We start from the raw sequence: 17,383 nt of genomic DNA on the forward strand, positions 1-17,383 counted from the left end.
GGTATCCATGAAACGTAAAAACAGACGACGAGTGATCGACAGCATAATGATTCTTTTGTTGTTCATTGGCATAGGTGCTTTAGCTTATCCTTTTGTCAGTGATGCTTTGAATAACTACCTCGATCAACAGATCATTTCTCACTATCAAACAAAAGCCAATCAAGAAAATGCGGATGCAATGGCGAAATTACAAGAAAAAATGGAAAAGAAAAATAAACAATTAGCTAAGGAAGGTGGAAATCCAGGATTAGATCCTTTTTCTGAACAAAAAAAGCCAGAAAAAAAACCAGATAAAACTTATTTTGAAAGTCATACGATTGGTGTCCTGACAATCCCAAAAATCAATGTTCGGTTACCTATTTTTGATAAAACAAATGCATTATTATTAGAAAAGGGGAGTTCATTACTAGAAGGTACTTCTTATCCTACAGGCGGAACAAGCACTCATGCAGTAATTTCTGGCCATCGAGGGTTACCACAAGCAAAACTTTTCACCGACTTACCTGAATTAACGGAAGGTGATGAATTTTATTTAGAAGTAAATGGCAAAACTCTTGCTTATCAAGTAGATCAAATCAAGACGGTTGAACCTACGGATACGCAATATCTGCATATCGAAGAAGGAAAAGATTTAGTAACGTTATTAACCTGTACACCTTACATGATCAATAGTCATCGCTTATTAGTGAGAGGGCACCGTATACCTTACACACCAGAAAAAGTTTCGGAAGGGATTAAAAAAGTTACTCAGCGCCATCAACTTTTACTGTGGGGCATTTTTCTAAGTACATTGCTCCTGATTAGTCTGTTATTGCTCCTCTTTTATAGACGACACCAACGAAAAAAAGTGCGTAAGTAATAAACGTAGCGAACGAAATGGCGCTAAATAAAATCATTTGCCCCTAATTTTTCTGGTAGAGGATTCCACTAAGCTTGTGCTTATTCGTTTTTCAGCTATTAGTTGACGATAATTCATTGAATCATTAGAATGTAAAATGAAATGATTCCCAAGATGAAAGCAAGTGAACTTGCAAGATTAGGAGGAAATCCATGATTGTCAACCAAGAACATGCAAAAAAAGCCAGTACAACACCTGAAACTACACATAGAAACAAGGAACTTTTTTTAGATAGCGCTGACCAATTTACCTTTTTCAATCGTCACTTTATCAATCCCAATGAAGTAAGTCTTTCAGGAATTGAAAACAATCGTCACTTAGACACAACAGTCTTTAAAAAATATAAAAAAACTTTTTTTGAGGATTGGATTGTACCCGAAAAAGTATAAAGAACTACTAATAAAGAATTTATTTCAGTTTTTTAAAAAATAAAAGAACGGAGTGGAGAATTTCATGAAAGAATTTTATTATTGGCTAGACGAGTGGGGACGTAATGATAAAATGCGGTATATTTTTCTTATTGCATTTCTTTCTGGATACTCGGTCAATAAAGTAGATTCCTTTTTTCACATCCTGAATTTTTCCACTTCTTATTTATTTGCGGAGCCTTTTTATTAGGTGCGAGTATTCGCACAACTTTTTATTACAAAAAACACCCGCGTAAAAATTCTCAGCAAAAAAATTGACTATTCACCCTTGCATAAAACACCTGAAACGAATCATTGGTTTCAGGTGTTTTATTCTTCACTGTAATAAATCGTTGTTCGGATGTTTTGTTCATGATTCCCAAAGGTATCTCCAAATAAAGTAACACCTCCTTGATTAACCGCTCCTTCATCCACAGCAATTTTAAACCGATAAAACGGTTGATCTTCGATACCTAGATCAACTAATCGGACCTCTGAAATTTTGATTCCATCAATTCCAGTATCAGAATTAGTGATGCGTAAATGCTTTAAAAGTCCATACTGACTAAAACGATTCTTCCACCAAGCAGGTGTTAATTTCCCCCTGACATCTGAAAAATTTCCAGGACAAGTCCAAGTACCCAGCTTGATTCCATTAATGTAGAAACTAATGTCACTTGGCCAGTTATTATTTGATTCTGGAAATTCTGAGGAGATTTCAAAGGAGATCTCCAATAGTTGGAGCATCGAAGCAATTGGTGCTTTATTAGGAATAATGTATTCTACATACCCGCGAGAAAACCATAAAAGAGCAGCTTCTGATCGATGTTCATCAACAAAAGACTGTGGCTCATCTAACAAACCAATAATCGTTTCCGTATTTGCTAGTCCACAAGTGGGCATGACCATAAAGTCGGAGAATAAGCCTAGTCGAGTTTCGGCAGTTGCTTTTTGAAAAGGTAAAAAAAGTTTTTGAGGAAAAACAATTTCTACTCGATCAAGCGCCAACGAAAATAAGCGCTTGCGCTGCCCATCATCATTTAGACAAGAATCATCAAGTCGAATCAACTGACAATCTTCTAGTAGACGAACATGTCTTGAGATAATTGCCTTACTTAAATTAAGTTCCTTTGCAAGTTCGGTGACAGTCAAACCTCTTTCTGCTAGTAATTGCAAAATTGCTAACCGCGTTTCTGATGCCAATGCTTTATAAGTTGGTAAAGAATGTTGATCTAAATATAATTCCATCTTAATAATTCCTTTCATAAATAATTTAGTTATGTATGTAAGTAAACTATATCTCCGCTAAAGAATTCAATTACCTAATCGAATTGTTAACTATAGGGTTAACAGACCCTATAGAAAATAAAATGCACTCGTTAACTTCTCAGTTGAAAGTGGCTCGAACCTTGCTAAACTTATTGACGCCTCCCTTTGTTCAAGCTAATATTTTCACTTGTAAGCGCTTAATACTATCGATAGGAAACCAACCCAAAAGGAGAGTGTCCAAAGTGTACTACAAAAGAATCATCAAATTCGTGGGGATTGCCATTTTAAGTTTTAGTTTGGTTGCTTGTGGCAAAAGTTCAGAAGGTTCAGCCAAAACCGAAGAAATTCGAATCAGCTGGTGGGGTGGTGATGCGCGGAATAAGGTCATGCAAGAAGCCATCACAGATTTTGAAAAAGAAAATCCCACAATCAAAGTCAAGGCAGAGTTTAGTGGGTACGGAGGTTATCAAGAAAAAATGACGACACAACTATCTGGTGGCACAGCACCTGACGTCATTCGTTTAGATTCGATGTGGCTAAATCAATACAAAAACCAACTTGTTGATTTAGAGACTCTCTCAAAAGAGTTAGCCATTTCTACCAATTTTTCTGAAGAGTCCTTGGTTTCACTAAAATATGACAATCATTTGTTAGGGTTACCATTATCAACCAACTATCGTCCTTTGTTGTATAACAAAACAGTCACAGATAAATTCAATATCGAGGCACCTCAGTCTTGGGAAGATTTAATTGCCATGCGGGAAAAATTACCAGATGATTATTATCCGGCTGCGAATTTTTTTGGTGCTAAGTATGGTTCCCCAATTGTTCTCTTTCAACTTGTTGCGCAACAAACTGGATTACCCATTTCAGATGAGAATGGCAAGTTAAATTACACAGAAAAGGATTTCCTTACACTGATCGATTTTTATCATCAACTCGTTGAACAAAGAATCATTCCTTCTAAAAAAGATGTAGACAATGCAGGAACTATTGAAGGCGCGCCAGCACCAGCGTTACTTGAAGGAAAGTGGGTAACCCTCTTTGAATTTATTGCCAACGTGAATACCATCAAGAGTCAGTTGGAAGAACAAGGATTTGAATTAGCACTAGCAGGTTACCCTTCAATGAACAATGAAAAATCAACTGGGGTCTGGACGAAACCATCAATGGTTTATTCTATTCCAACCTCTAGTAAACACCAAAAAGCTGCTGCAAAGCTAATCAATTACTTAATGAATAATTCAGAAGCAAATAAAATTCAAAAATTAGAAAATGGCGTACCTGATAGTGAGAGTGGTAAGCAAGCTTTAGAAGAAAGTGGATTGATTACGCCATTAGCAACAGAAATTTTAGCGGAAGGCGAGAAGAAGGTCGATACGAATCTATCTACCATGTATCGTTGGGATACTGCCAAGTTAAATGATGCAACTTTAGATATCATTACTCGCTTGGATTATGGGAAAATCGACACTAAGCAGGCTGCAAAAGAATTTTACCAAGCATTCAAAGAAGAGGAAGACTCCGTGAACTAAGCGAGCTATGTTTTAAAGCACAGCAAATTATGTATCTGGTTCCTTAACTTTTATAGGAGGAAAAAAATGATCAAAAAAAAATACATTGGTCTTTTATATTTAACACCTTGGATGATCGGGATTCTCTTTTTCGTTGTTTATCCCTTTGCAATGTCGCTTTTTTATAGCTTCACGGATTATTCGATGTTAACTGAGCCAAAATTTATTGGCTTTGACAATTACATCAAAATGTTTACTGATGATCCTATTTTTTGGTCGTCAGTCAAAGCAACAATCAAATTCGTTTTCTTAACTGTTCCTTTCAAGCTGATTTTCGCACTCTTTGTTGCCTATGTGATGAATGCTAAGTTAAAGGGAATTGGCTTTTTCAGAACAGCTTATTATATCCCTTCTATTTTGGGGGCAAATGTCGCAATTGCTGTGTTGTGGCAGTTCTTATTCAAAAACGATGGTTTAGTCAACATGGTGTTAAACAGTATTGGCATTGCAAATGTTGCTTGGTTTTCTAGTGGGACGGGTGCCATGTTGACTATCGTGTTACTACGTGTTTGGCAGTTTGGTTCAGCTATGGTAATTTTCTTAAACGCGTTGACTGAGATGCCTCAAGATTTGTATGAAGCAGCAGCAATTGATGGCGCTTCAAAATTCCGACAATTTTTTTCTGTTACTTTGCCACAGTTGACACCAATTATTTTTTTCAATTTGATTTTGCAATTGGTTCAAGCATTTCAAGAATTTGATGGTCCATTTTTAATCACAGGTGGGGGACCAATGCGTAGTACTTACTTATTACCTATGTATATTTATGACAATGCGTTTAAGATTTTTAATATGGGCTATTCAAGTGCATTGTCATGGGTATTATTTGTAATGATCATGATCTTTACCGCAATTTTATTTAAGACTTCTAAAAATTGGGTCTTTTATGCCGATGGGAGGGACTAACCATGCAGCAAACATTGCCACACAAAACTGAAACAGAAAAAGTTAATCGACGAGTAAAACGAAAAAAACGATTGGTTTCGTCGGTCAAATATCTTATTTTGATTGCAGGTGCTCTCACCATGCTTTATCCAATTTTATGGTTGTTTGGTGCTTCCTTCAAAACAAATAGTGAAATTTTTCAATCCATTTGGTTTATGCCAAAAACGTTTGATTTTACGCCCTACATTGAAGGTTGGCAAACATCAAGTCAGTACACCTTCGCTACTTATTTTTTGAATTCTTTTCTGATTGTTATACCTAAAGTTCTCTTGACTTTGGTTTCCTGTACCTTGGCAGCATATGGTTTTGCTCGATTTGATTTTCCTTTTAAAAAAATTTTATTTCCAATAATGATTGCTACTTTATTTTTGCCAGGAATCGTTACTCGAATTCCGATGTATATTTTTTGGCGAAATGTAAATTTGCTTGATACGTATCTACCTTTGATTACGAATTCAGCCTTTGCCTGCGATACATTTTTCGTATACATGCTGGTTCAATTTTTCCGAACAGTACCGAAAGAACTAGACGAAGCTGCAACGATTGATGGTTGTAATTCTTTCACAATCTTAATAAGAATACTTGTACCAATTCTTAAACCGTCGTTAATTACGGCTGCTTTATTTCAATTTATCTGGACCTTTACCGACTTTCAAGGCCCGTTAATTTACATCTCTTCTGTAGAAAAATATCCGGTATCGATTGCCTTACGGATGGCAATGGACACTACCTCAGCAGATTTCAGTTGGAATCGAACAATCGCGATGTCGATTATTGGTTTGATTCCTTCCCTAGTTGTTTATTTCTCTGCCCAAAAACAGTTCATCGGTGGTTCAACTGCTGGCGGTGTGAAAGGATAAAAGGAAAAAAGAAAGGAAGAAAAAAATGACCGTAATAATTAGCGCATTCGCAGATGAAATCAATCCCAGTATGCAACAACAAATTGTTGGGCTACGCGAACAAAAAATTAAACACATTGAGTTACGAACACTTGATGGCAAAAATGTCAGTGAATTAACTATTGAAGAGGCTCACCGCTATAAACAACAATTAGATACAGCAGGAATCACTGTATCCAGTATTGGTTCACCTATTGGAAAAATCAACATCAATGACTCGTTTTCTGGACACTTAGAACTTTTTAGACACGTGTTACACCTAGCTAAAATTTTTCAGAGTCCCTATGTTCGTATGTTTAGTTTCTTTATTGATCCTGCAGAAAATCCAGATGATTATCAAGAAGAAGTAGTTAGTCGATGGAAAGCCTTTGTGGCTGCTGCAAAAGCATATCCTGAAATCACATTACTTCATGAGAATGAAAAAGAAATCTTTGGTGATACCCCCGAACGATGTGTCTATTTGCTCAATGAATTAAATAGTTCGCAAGTCAAGGCAGTTTTTGACCCAGCAAACTTTGTTCAATGCAACGTGGAAGCTTTTCCTGATGCGTATGAATTATTGAAGCCTTACATTGCTTACATCCACATTAAGGACGCTCGGTTCAGTGACCACGAAGTCAGACCAGCTGGTTTTGGTGACGGAAAACTTGAAGAAATCCTAAAAGATTTAACTAACAACGGTTATACCGGTTTTGTTTCGCTTGAGCCACATCTGACTTTCTTTGAAGGCTTTGAACATCTAGAACCAACTAATCACCAAATAACAAAAAAAGCTGACAATGAAAGAATGTTTATTCTTGCATCAGAATCCTTTAAAAAACTATTAACGAAACTTGATGTGGGGTGGCAATAATGAAACCAATTCGAATCGCGATTATTGGTGTGGGAAATATTGGAACTGCTCACGTAAATAACTTATTAAGTAATGAATTAAAAAATGTCGTATTGACTGGTCTTTGTGATAACCAGCCAGACAAGTTAGCCAACATCCGTGAAAAACTTGGAGAAAATTATCTGTATTTTACAAGCGCTGCCAGCGTATTTTCTTCTTCTAAAATTGATGCAGTTATTATTGCTACGCCACATTATGATCATCCCATTTTAGCCATTGAAGCCCTAAAAGCGAATAAACATGTCTTAATTGAAAAGCCTGTGGGTGTATATACAAAAAAAGTGCAAGAAATGTTAACTGAAGCAAAAAAACATCCTGAATTAACCCTCGCACTGATGTACAATCAACGGATGAATCCACTTTATCAAAAAGCAAAAGAACTTGTTGGTTCAGGAGAAATCGGCGAGCTTCGACGGACAAATTGGATCATCACTGATTGGTATCGTTCGCAAAGTTATTACGACTCTAGCAATTGGCGTGCGACTTGGAAAGGAGAGGGTGGAGGCGTTTTACTGAATCAAGATCCGCATCAGCTTGATTTATGGCAGTGGATCTGTGGTATGCCTCAGCGAATTTTCGCTTTTACTTATAATGGAAAACGCCGAGAGGTTGAAGTCGAAACAGAAGTTACCGCCTACGTGGAGTATCAAAACGGAGCCACTGGTGTTTTTGTTACAACAACCACTGAAACTCCAGGAACAAATCGTTTTGAAATTGTGGGTTCTAAAGGAAAAATCGTCATCGAAGATCAACAATTAAAATTTTGGCAAACTCGAATGGATGAAACCACTTGGAATCAAACCTATACAAAAGGATTTGGCGAACCAGAAGTTTGGTCTATTACGATTCCTATCACTTTTGATAGTGAATCTGGTCATAAAAAAATCACTCAAAATTTTATTAATCACATCTTATTTCAAGAAGAACTGATTTCTCCTGCAGAAGAGGGAATTAAAGGCCTAAGTATTTCAAACGCCATCCATCTTTCTTCATGGCTTGAAGAATGGGTACCATTACCAATTAATGAAGATTTATTTTTAGAAGAATTAACTAAAAAAATTGAGATATCAACTGAAAAACAACGAGTAGAAGTAATTTTAGACACAGAAAATACGTATTAGAAAGAAGGAAAAATAAAGTGGTCGGTGTCGGAATAATAGGCTGTGGTGCAATTGCCCAAACACATGCTAAAGTAGTTCAAACATTGGATGGCGCCCAGTTAGTCGCTTGCTGTGATATAGACCAGACAAATGGCATCACTTTCGCAGAACGATTCTCTTGTATTTTTCATCAAGATTTTAACCAGTTTTTAGCAATGAAAGAAATCGAATTGGTAATCATTTGTACTCCTCATGATTTACATCAGTCAATGAGTATCGCTGCACTGGAGGCACAAAAACATGTTCTCTGTGAAAAACCAATGGCAATAACGCTTCAAACAATACAAGACTTGATTTCTACCATAGAGAAACAATCCAAGTTTTACCATGTTTGCTATCAAAATCGATTGAACCCAACTTATTTACTACTAAAAAAACAACTAGTAGACAACATCTATGGTAAAATTACTGGCATCAAATGCGAATTGGCTTGGGAAAGAACGCCAGATTACTATCAATCGGATTGGAAGGGAACATGGCAACGAGAAGGGGGAGGTGTGTTGATTAATCAGGCAATTCATATGATTGATGCTGTTACTTGGCTAGTTGGCACACCAGAGAAAATTAAAGGAAAAATCATGACTGCTTGTTTGGATCATGTAATCGAAGTTGAAGATACAGCGATGGCAATTGCCCTATACTATGACGACACGCCTTTAGTGATCCAAGCAACAAATAACTATACAGGCAATCCATCGCCGAAACTTACCTTTGAATGTGAAAAAGGGCAGATTGAACTAACAGCAGAGCAATTGCTGTTCAACCAAGAAGTAATCCTAGAAGATCTACCACAACACTCAACTTGTATTTCAAAAAGATATTGGGGGCGTGGACATCAAGCAGTTCTTTCTGCTTTTATCAATGAAATCAATGGACAAGCGGACGAGCGTATAACAAGTCTTGCCGGAATGGATGCCCTTCAATCACTCAAAATTGTTTTAGGTATCTATGCTTCTAGTCGGGAAAACAACTGGATTTCACTAAATAATTAATTTAAAAGCCCTCAAGTTGTAAAAGTTCAATACAACTTGAGGGCTTTCGTTGTCTGCCTTTATTGTATAGGCTCACTTCTCAAAATCTTTTCCATTTTTTTACCTTTGGCTAACTCATCGATCAATTTATCAAGGTAGCGAATTTCTTTCATTAACGAATCTTCCATTTCTTCCACGCGAATACCACAAATCATGCCAGTCACCAGTGAACGTTTGGGATTCAATAAGGGTGCTTCTTCAAAAAAAGTTTCAAAAGTTGCTTCTTTAGCTAATTGCTGCGCTAATTCATCCTGTGTGTAACCAGTTAACCATAAGATAATTTGATTCACTTCTGCTTTTGTTCGCTCTTTCTTCGTTGCTTTTGTGACATAGTGGGGGTAGACACTGGCAAAACTGGTTGTGTAAATTCGATGTTTGGGCATCTTTTTTCCTCCTGATTGAGACTAACTAATCACACATAATCTTGAACAGTCGTTTTACTTTCTACTGCTTGTGAAAAATCCGTAAAAATTCGTTGTGTGATATCAATCCCCTTACTTCTAGATATAAACCAGCATAACACTTGAAAAGGTAAAATCAAAAGTAAAGGGCATTTGTTTTCATCGGAAATCTCTGGAAGTAGTAAATGACGATGGGGCTCAGCTAAAGTAGGAGTCTGTTTATTTTTAATTGAGATAACAAAAATGTGTGAAGTCACCTTTTCTTCGTATGTACGCAGTAGCTGTGCTTTTTTTTGAATAATAGGTTTAGCTGGCGTATCTAAAAAGAAAAGACGGTAAGTATCACTCACTTCTAAATAGGGTCCGTGCATAAATGCTTCCAAATCAAGTCCTTGTGATGGTACTCGAATCGTCTCTGAAAACTTTGTTTCCATTTCTTTAGCTGTCCCAAGCGCTGGACCGTATGCAATAGACATGAATCGTTGGCTTTCACGCAAACTTTGCTCATTTTTTTCGAAAAATGATTGACTTAATTTAATCGTTAACTCAATTTGCTCAAGCAATTGTTTAAATTCAGCTAACTCTTGTTTCTCTTGTTCTTCACTTACAATTCCTAAACGTACGCCCAAACGAAGTCCTAAAAGCATTAATGCTAAAACTGAAGCAGTGAAGCCGAGAGAAACATATCCCACACGTTCTTTACCCGATAAAATGTCCAAAGTAGTATCAGTTACTTCCGTTATTTCACTATCGGGAATACTTGTCACACCAATTTTAAAAGATTGATTGTTCAAATGATTCAATGCATCAATCGTTGAGGTGCTCTGACCACTTTGAGAAATACCCAAAACCAATTGTGGATGATTATTCTTATGTGCGTAATGTTGAAAATTAAATGGTTCTTGAATCGTAACAGCTTTCTTGGTCATCTTTTCAAGATAGCAACGGGCACTCATTGCTGCATTGATACTGGATCCTGTTCCTAAAATCAAGATATCATCAAAATCCTGTAATTGAAAAAGAGCAGCATCTATATTTTTTGGATATGCTGCTAAAGCTTCAAGTAAAATAGGCTGTTCTTGGTTGATGTAACTCCACATGGTCAGTTCCTTCATGATTATTCTCCTTTAGATTAAAATAGTTTGACAGGAAGTAGCCAATTCCTGATTGTTTGTTTGTCAATGTTTGATGTGTTGCATGTTTTTTCACTTCTTCGGATGCATTAGCCATTGCAACGCTAATGCCAGAAGCTGAAAACATTTCTAAATCGTTTTTACCGTCTCCGAATGAAATGGTTCTTTCTTTTGGAATTTGATAACGTTTTTGTAAATCCTGAATTGCACTGGCTTTACTGATTCCAGACGGCGTAACTTCAATATTATTTTCGTGAGAAGAAGAAAGGGTTAACTGTTCAATTGTAGCAAGCTGCTTTTTCAAAGGTTCTAAGATCGAATAATCGTTTTCTGCAATCACGATTGCGTTGACTAACTCATCTGCAACCTTTATTAGTTCTGTTTTCGAATCGATTCCAAACAATTGAGAATCTTGTCCAGAACTTAGCCTAGCTTGATCTTCTTTTTTAAAATATTCTGGTAGTTGATTCGTATAAAAAGTTTTCCTTTTACCAAAGAAAAAAAGTGCCGCCTGTGAATTATGAGTTAAGTCAACAAGCTGAGCTGCTGCTTGTGGATTGATTTTTTCACAAAATAAACGATCTTCATACTCATAAACACAACCATTAGAAGCCACAACTTGGACATCTGGACTTAGGAATTGAGCAATTTCTTTCGCAGCATAATGTTTTCTTCCAGTAGCAACATAAATAATATGTCCCATAGTGAGTAGCTGATTGATTACACTTTTATTTTTTTCAGAAATTTTTAAATCTGAATCAACTAAAGTACCATCAATATCCATAAATATAAGGTGCTTTTTCATTTTATTCTCCTTTTGTTTGTATACCACATGATTCTCTGATAATTAATTCAGGTGTATGTTTGTGTAAAGTTATAAGTGGTTTGTCATTGATTAAAGCTAATAGTGATTCCATTGCAGAAACTGCTAGTGTCGCATTTTTTTGATCAACGGTTGTCAAACGAGGAACAGTATATTCACCATCTGGGAAAGCATCACAGCTAACAATTTTTAGGTCTTTTGGACAATTCAATCCGTGATCAGTTAATGCTCGGATGGCACCAATAGCAACTTTATCATTAATGGTGATAACAGCACTTGGTTGTTTTTCAGCCGAGAGTAAAGACTCCATACTTTCATAACCATCTTTCGTGTAAAAATCACTTAGATAGACAAAATCTGGATCAAACTCCCCATAGAGGCTCATAGTTTTTTTAAAGGTTGCAAGACGTTCTGAAGTAATTTTGATGCCTGATTCTCCACCAAGAAAACCAATCTTTTTATGACCTAAAGCTAATAGGTGTTGAACTGCAGCTTTTGTTCCAGCAACTAAATCTCGTTCAATAAATGTTAGTGGAAAGATCGGATCTTTTTGACCAATAACTACAACGGGTATTTGCTGATTTAAATTTATTAGCGCCTGAATGTAAGTGTCAGAGGGATAATCCTTGTCGATTTCGCCACCAAGAATAAAGACACCATCAATTCGTTTTTCAAGGATAGTATGAAAAACAGATTGTTCTTGTTGCGTAGTGGGTAATGCTTTCTGTTTACCTGCAGCCATGGTGTTGAACAATAAAAGAGAATACCCAGCTTCATAACTTGCTGTCTCCAAATGAGAAACCAACGCAGTGAAATAGGGATTATTGATATCTGGTACAACAACAGCTAAATTTCGAGTCACACTTGATACCATGCCACGAGCGAGCATACTTGGTTGAAATTCTTGTTCATCAATTATTTTTTGAACAAGTTTTCTTTTTTCTTCTTTAACAGAAGGATGGTTGTTAATTACTCGTGAAACAGTTGTCACCGAAACACCTGCTTGTTGAGCAATTTCTTTGATTGTAATTTTCTTCTTCAAGAGAAAACCTCCTTTACAAAACAACTATAAAGGATATGCAACTAAAATACAACATTTTTTGATAACGTTACCAATTTGTATTTTTTAGTATTGACAGCGTTTTATAGTTCGGTTAACATAATCTTTGTAAGCGGTTCAATAGTTATTTTTTTGGTAACGTTATCAAATTTTTAGGAGTGTGAAAAATGCAAGAAACAGTATTAGCTGTAGATCTCGGTGGAACAAAACTACTTGTTGGAGAAATCAATCAACAAGGACACATCTTTGCCACAAACTATTATGCCTCAGATGTATCATCTCAACGGGCTGCTATAACACAAATTAAATTTGCTATTCAAGATTTCTTAACTAATACAAAATTAGTTGGTAAGATAATCGGGATTAGTTTAGCTATTGTCGGGCGCGTAGATGAGGATAGTGGTATCTGGTTCGAGCTTTCTCCAGGAAACTCAGATTCAATTGAGTTAGCAAAGGAATTAGAAAATTTTTTTACTTTACCATGCATCATCAACAATGATGTAACTAGTGCAACCTATGCAGAAAGTTATTTGGGGATAGGTAAGCAAACAAAAAACTTTGTGTATTTAAATGTCGGAACAGGAATTGCTGCCAGAATCGTAACAAACGGAAGTCTTATTCATGGTAACAGCTTTAATGCGGGGGAGGTCGGGCATATGGTAGTTGATATGAACATGAAGCGAAAATGTGCCTGTGGTCGAGTAGGTTGTGTCGAAACGTTTGCTTCAGGGCTAGGGATGAGCCATCAAATTGAGGAGTGGTTGCCCGATTTCCCTGAATCTTTATTGGCTAGAGCAGAAATGCCAAAACGTTACTATACCCAAGAGATATTTGAAGCAGCAGAAAAAGGAGATGATTTAGCAGAAAAAGTTCTTAAAAGAGCTGTTCAGGGAATCAGCGAACTTATCATGAATCTCGTGCGCGTTTCTGATACAGAAGCAGTTATTTTAGGTGGTGGAGTGATGAATAATCAGTTGTTTTTCCACCAAATTGTCACTCGTTTAAATAAAAAAACAATTCGTTTTGTAAAAAAAGGAATCCATCAAACTTCTTTGGATATCAATCAAATTACTTTAATTGGTGCTGGAATTCGAGGATTTGATAAACTACAGCAGGAGGAGAAAAAACGTGCAAAATTACGTGCTTAAAAGTCAAATAATCCACCGACCATTATCGCTAGACACACTTGATACTTTTGAAGAGAATCAACAAAAAAAAGTCAAAATAACCAAGCAAATTCCAATTTATGGTACTTGGCACAAGTCAGGTAGAGGAATAGTCTCGCAAACTGAGAAAGGTATACGTTTAACAGCTGAACCTAGTTATGATTCTTGGCCCGAGAATTACCCACAAGATGGTGATTACGTGAACTATGGATATACAAGAGCAAGTTTATCAGTCAATGCTGACTGGCAAGATTATTCACAGTTAAAAATGACAATCACTAATAATTGTGAAAATATCAGCAATCCCACACTAACAATCCATTTTGTTAACGATGGAAAGATAAAAATCCCTGATCGTTACGATCGTGAAAGTTACCATGTAATTAACCTCTTTTCTGGAACGAAAGAATATATTTTAGATTTTAGCAGTTTGCCAAGAGATGTCATTAAAGAGATTTCTTTTACGATTGGTTCCAATGGTTCATATATGAATCTTCCCGGCACATTGGACGTATCAATTGATGAACTCATCTTGGAAAAAAGTAATTACTCTCTCTCAACTAAAGGATGGCATGCCGATAAGGATAAAATTATTTTTTCGCACATCGGTTATCAAACAAATGGTCAAAAGGAAGCAATCATCTCTTCACTATACGCTGGTAAGACTTTTTACTTAGTTGAGGAAAATACGAGCACCGTCGTTTTCAGTCAGACTGTATCACTGATAACTAATGACCAAGGGCAATTTGGGATTCTTGATTTTACAGATTGGCAAGTTCCTGGAACCTATCATTTAAAAGTAGAGCAGCTGAGTACAAAGACCTTCGCAATTAAAAATCAGTTCATTTCATTGTTACAAAACTCGCTTTGGAAAAGTTTGAACTTTATTTTTTGTGAACGGTGTGGATGTCCAATCAGTGGGATACATGGCACATGCCATCAAGATGTACTGGCTACTCATGAAGGCAAAAAAATTATTTTTAATGGTGGCTGGCATGATGCAGGTGACCTCTCTCAACAATTAGTTCAAACGACAGAAGTTACTTTAGCCCTTTTTTTAGCAGCCGCGAGTCAAGATTCACAAGATACTTTGCTAGCAGAACGTCTAAGAGAAGAAGGGGCTTGGGGAATAGATTTTATTTTAAAAACTCGACTTGGCCAAGGATTTCGCGCTACCAGTGCGGGGGTGACACGTTGGACAAATAATCAATTGGGAGACATGGATGACGTAGTTGCACGAGTACATAACAGCCCTTATGATAATTTTTTAATTGTTGGTTGTTTAGCGAAAATTTTGGTAACGTTACCAAAAGAACATGAATTACATTCTGTTCTTTCTTCTATTCTAGAAGAAGACTATCAGGATGCAAAAATTGGTTTTGAACAAGCGCCGTTTCATCATGAGCCAATTTTTTGGGAACATACGTATAACACCTCAAAAAGTTTATATTTAGCTACGTTAATCTGGACCAATAGTTTGATGTATCAAGCGACCGGTAAATCCTTTTTTATTATTGAGACAGAGAAGCTACTTCCAAAATTACTAATGTGTCAGGAACAAACAGGTATTTCATTGGACGATGGAACACTTTTACAAGGATTTTTCTATCGTGATGAACAAAAAAAAATCATCCAACACTTTAATCATCAAGCAAGAGAGCATCTTTATGCCTACGCTTTCTCAGAGGCAATCAAAGTTGTGAATAAAAATCTACAAAGTGAGATTCGTATAGCCGCTAGACATTACGGTGACTATCTAACCTATTTAGCGAGTGCTACAGCCCCTTATCCAATGATTGCCAGCGGGATTTATAAAATGAGTGAGAAAGACGACGATGCATCATTTCATCGTCAACACCTATTGGTCGATGAAAAGGCGCGCGTCGAATTTAAAGAGCAGCTATTAGCTGGTCAAAAGATTGCACCAGGTCTTTATCTAAAAAAATTTCCTGTGTGGTTTTCCTTCCGTGGAAATAATGCTGTGCTTCTATCAATGGGTGAAAGTGCAACGATAATAGGAAATTTATTAACAGATGATAAGTTAAAGAATATTGGATTCAAACAGCTTCAATGGCTCATTGGAAAAAATCCGTTCGGACAATCAATGATGTATGGAGAAGGGTACAACTATCCGCAGATGTATACTGTTTCTTCAGGTGAAATGATTGGTGAACTACCAGTTGGGATTCAGACTTTTGAAAATCAAGATATTCCCTATTGGCCACAATTTAACAATGCCACATATAAAGAAGTTTGGGTTGGACTTGCAGGAAAGTGGTTGTCCGTCGTTCATGCATTGAGTATATAAAAAAGGAGAATGACTATGTTGAAAAATCCCGGAATAACTAAAGAAACAATCGGCGAAATAATTGCACTTTATGCAAATAAAATTTCAACCAATCGATACATTGCTGCTATTCGAGATGCTTTTGCCAGTACGATTCCAATTACAATTGCCTCCGCATTTTTTGTTTTGATTAATAATGTTTTGCTTGCTGAAGAAACTGGTTTACTACGAGAAATCACTGGAAGAACGTTCCTTTCAGAGCTCTGTGTCCAAGGTTACAACGGAACGATCGGGATGTTGGGTATTATGGTCACATTCTTGATTGGCTATCGTTTAGCACGTTCTTACGGAAATGACGGAGCGCTTGAAGGAATCATTGCCTTAGCTTGTTATATCACCTTAATTCCCAATACATTGACTATTGTAGGAAACAATGGAGAATCAATTCAAGCCAATGGTATTTTGACACAAACTTATACTAGCGCCTCAACCATGTTGCTAGGTATTTTAGCTGCGTTGTTTGGTATTACTCTTTTATGTAAATTATCTACTAACGAAAAATTGAAAATAAAAATGCCTGATAGTGTGCCCCCTGCAATCGCAAAGTCATTTAATTTACTTATTCCTGCATTATTGACGATCACTGTTTTTGCACTGTTGGAAACAGGTATCAGGACTTTAACTGGAGTAACTGTTCCTGAATTAGTCATTGAAGTGCTACAAGCACCACTAGTTGGCGGATTCCAATCATTGTCTGGTATTTTATTGTATGTTTTTCTTTCAACAGTTGTCTTCATTTTTGGTATTCACGGTTCATTCGTCTTTGGTGCAATTTCAGGTCCTGTTTTATTAACTTCTTTGCAACAAAATATTGATGCCATCAATAGTGGAAATGTAGTCCCTAATATTGTTACTCAGTCGTTTCTTGATGCCTATGTGTATATGGGCGGAGGGGGCACAATGATTTGTTTAGTAATCGCTGTGTTAATTGCATCTAAACGAAAAGATGAAAGAATGATTGCAAAATTAGGCGTCATTTCTAGTATTTTTAATATTAGCGAACCAATGATGTTTGGTTTACCAATCGTATTTAATCCAATTTATGCTGTCCCATTTTGTCTGACACCAATAGTAGCGACAGTTTCAGCTTATTTAGCAACAAGTTGGGAATGGGTCAAACCAACATATATTTCTATCCCATGGGTAACTCCGCCAATTCTTTCCGGTTACTTAGCAACAGCAGGTGATATCCGTGCTTCGCTTTTACAAGCTGTGATTATTTTATTAGGAATTCTTGTCTATTTACCATTCGTACTTTTATCAAATAAAATGATTAAAGAGGATTTATAATTCAAGAGAATTACCAGCTATCAAGAATATAAAAAGATTTTTAAACAGGTAAGTGTAGACAAAACTATTAGAAAAAGAGCCAATGATT

At 36.5% G+C, this 17,383-nt stretch carries 16 protein-coding genes; 11 read left to right on the forward strand and 5 right to left on the reverse strand.

The features are described from left to right. Nucleotides 1-7 precede the first annotated feature (7 nt). A complete protein-coding gene (locus AC4BD1_RS06215; protein WP_490485323.1) occupies nucleotides 8-859 on the forward strand; it encodes a class C sortase in 852 nt (283 codons plus the stop codon). A 191-nt stretch (nucleotides 860-1,050) separates the two neighbouring features. Then, nucleotides 1,051-1,287: a hypothetical protein gene (locus AC4BD1_RS06220; RefSeq protein ID WP_490485324.1), complete on the forward strand. Its 237-nt coding sequence runs from the start codon at nucleotides 1,051-1,053 to the stop codon at nucleotides 1,285-1,287. A gap of 348 nt (nucleotides 1,288-1,635) precedes the next feature. Here the strand turns inward: AC4BD1_RS06220 and AC4BD1_RS06225 are convergent, their stop codons facing one another. After that, on the reverse strand, nucleotides 1,636-2,553 hold the full coding sequence (locus AC4BD1_RS06225; protein WP_490485325.1) for an ArsR/SmtB family transcription factor: 918 nt from the start codon (nucleotides 2,551-2,553) through the stop codon (nucleotides 1,636-1,638). A gap of 263 nt (nucleotides 2,554-2,816) precedes the next feature. Between AC4BD1_RS06225 and AC4BD1_RS06230 the strand changes: the two genes are divergently transcribed. From AC4BD1_RS06230 to AC4BD1_RS06255, 6 genes are all read left to right on the forward strand, one after another. Continuing rightward, a complete protein-coding gene (locus AC4BD1_RS06230; RefSeq protein ID WP_206907904.1) occupies nucleotides 2,817-4,109 on the forward strand; it encodes an extracellular solute-binding protein in 1,293 nt (430 codons plus the stop codon). A gap of 69 nt (nucleotides 4,110-4,178) precedes the next feature. Beyond that, nucleotides 4,179-5,054: an ABC transporter permease subunit gene (locus AC4BD1_RS06235; protein WP_206908249.1), complete on the forward strand. Its 876-nt coding sequence runs from the start codon at nucleotides 4,179-4,181 to the stop codon at nucleotides 5,052-5,054. Nucleotides 5,055-5,056: 2 nt separating this feature from the next. Then, a complete protein-coding gene (locus tag AC4BD1_RS06240) occupies nucleotides 5,057-5,953 on the forward strand; it encodes a carbohydrate ABC transporter permease (RefSeq protein ID WP_206907905.1) in 897 nt (298 codons plus the stop codon). A gap of 25 nt (nucleotides 5,954-5,978) precedes the next feature. Beyond that, nucleotides 5,979-6,845, forward strand: a complete 867-nt coding sequence (locus AC4BD1_RS06245) for a sugar phosphate isomerase/epimerase family protein (RefSeq protein WP_490466066.1) — start codon at nucleotides 5,979-5,981, stop codon at nucleotides 6,843-6,845. After that, nucleotides 6,845-8,005: a Gfo/Idh/MocA family protein gene (locus tag AC4BD1_RS06250; protein WP_490466067.1), complete on the forward strand. Its 1,161-nt coding sequence runs from the start codon at nucleotides 6,845-6,847 to the stop codon at nucleotides 8,003-8,005. Before AC4BD1_RS06245 ends, AC4BD1_RS06250 begins: the two co-directional genes overlap by 1 nt. 17 nt (nucleotides 8,006-8,022) lie before the next feature. Beyond that, the gene (locus AC4BD1_RS06255) at nucleotides 8,023-9,036 is read left to right on the forward strand and encodes a Gfo/Idh/MocA family protein (protein WP_490485326.1); all 1,014 of its coding nucleotides are present in this window, start codon (nucleotides 8,023-8,025) and stop codon (nucleotides 9,034-9,036) included. Between the two features lie 59 nt (nucleotides 9,037-9,095). On the opposite strand, the gene AC4BD1_RS06260 is transcribed toward AC4BD1_RS06255, so the two are convergent. The 4 genes from AC4BD1_RS06260 to AC4BD1_RS06275 are packed head-to-tail and all read right to left on the reverse strand — an operon-like array spanning nucleotide 9,096 to nucleotide 12,474. Beyond that, nucleotides 9,096-9,458, reverse strand: coding sequence for a DUF2200 domain-containing protein (locus AC4BD1_RS06260; RefSeq protein WP_490485327.1), 363 nt, complete (start codon nucleotides 9,456-9,458; stop codon nucleotides 9,096-9,098). Nucleotides 9,459-9,487: 29 nt separating this feature from the next. Further along, on the reverse strand, nucleotides 9,488-10,591 hold the full coding sequence (locus tag AC4BD1_RS06265) for an SIS domain-containing protein (RefSeq protein ID WP_490485328.1): 1,104 nt from the start codon (nucleotides 10,589-10,591) through the stop codon (nucleotides 9,488-9,490). Next, nucleotides 10,536-11,414, reverse strand: coding sequence for an HAD family hydrolase (locus AC4BD1_RS06270; RefSeq protein ID WP_490466071.1), 879 nt, complete (start codon nucleotides 11,412-11,414; stop codon nucleotides 10,536-10,538). The genes AC4BD1_RS06265 and AC4BD1_RS06270 overlap by 56 nt, the downstream gene beginning before the upstream one ends. A gap of 1 nt (nucleotide 11,415) precedes the next feature. Continuing rightward, nucleotides 11,416-12,474 (reverse strand): LacI family DNA-binding transcriptional regulator, encoded by a 1,059-nt coding sequence (locus AC4BD1_RS06275; RefSeq protein ID WP_490485329.1) that lies wholly within the window; start codon nucleotides 12,472-12,474, stop codon nucleotides 11,416-11,418. A gap of 185 nt (nucleotides 12,475-12,659) precedes the next feature. Here AC4BD1_RS06275 and AC4BD1_RS06280 point away from each other — a divergent pair, with 185 nt between their 5' ends. Genes AC4BD1_RS06280 through AC4BD1_RS06290 form a run of 3 tightly spaced genes read left to right on the forward strand, consistent with a single transcriptional unit; the run spans nucleotide 12,660 to nucleotide 17,295 of the window. Continuing rightward, nucleotides 12,660-13,640 (forward strand): ROK family protein, encoded by a 981-nt coding sequence (locus tag AC4BD1_RS06280; RefSeq protein WP_490466073.1) that lies wholly within the window; start codon nucleotides 12,660-12,662, stop codon nucleotides 13,638-13,640. Next, entirely contained in the window at nucleotides 13,621-15,966 is a 2,346-nt protein-coding gene (locus AC4BD1_RS06285; RefSeq protein WP_490485330.1) for a cellulase N-terminal Ig-like domain-containing protein, read from the forward strand. Before AC4BD1_RS06280 ends, AC4BD1_RS06285 begins: the two co-directional genes overlap by 20 nt. A 15-nt stretch (nucleotides 15,967-15,981) precedes the next feature. Next, complete coding sequence (locus tag AC4BD1_RS06290) at nucleotides 15,982-17,295, forward strand: PTS sugar transporter subunit IIC (RefSeq protein WP_490485331.1); 1,314 nt, start codon at nucleotides 15,982-15,984, stop codon at nucleotides 17,293-17,295. Nucleotides 17,296-17,383 lie beyond the last annotated feature (88 nt).

Source organism: Enterococcus sp. DJ147D b (genome assembly GCF_058216655.1).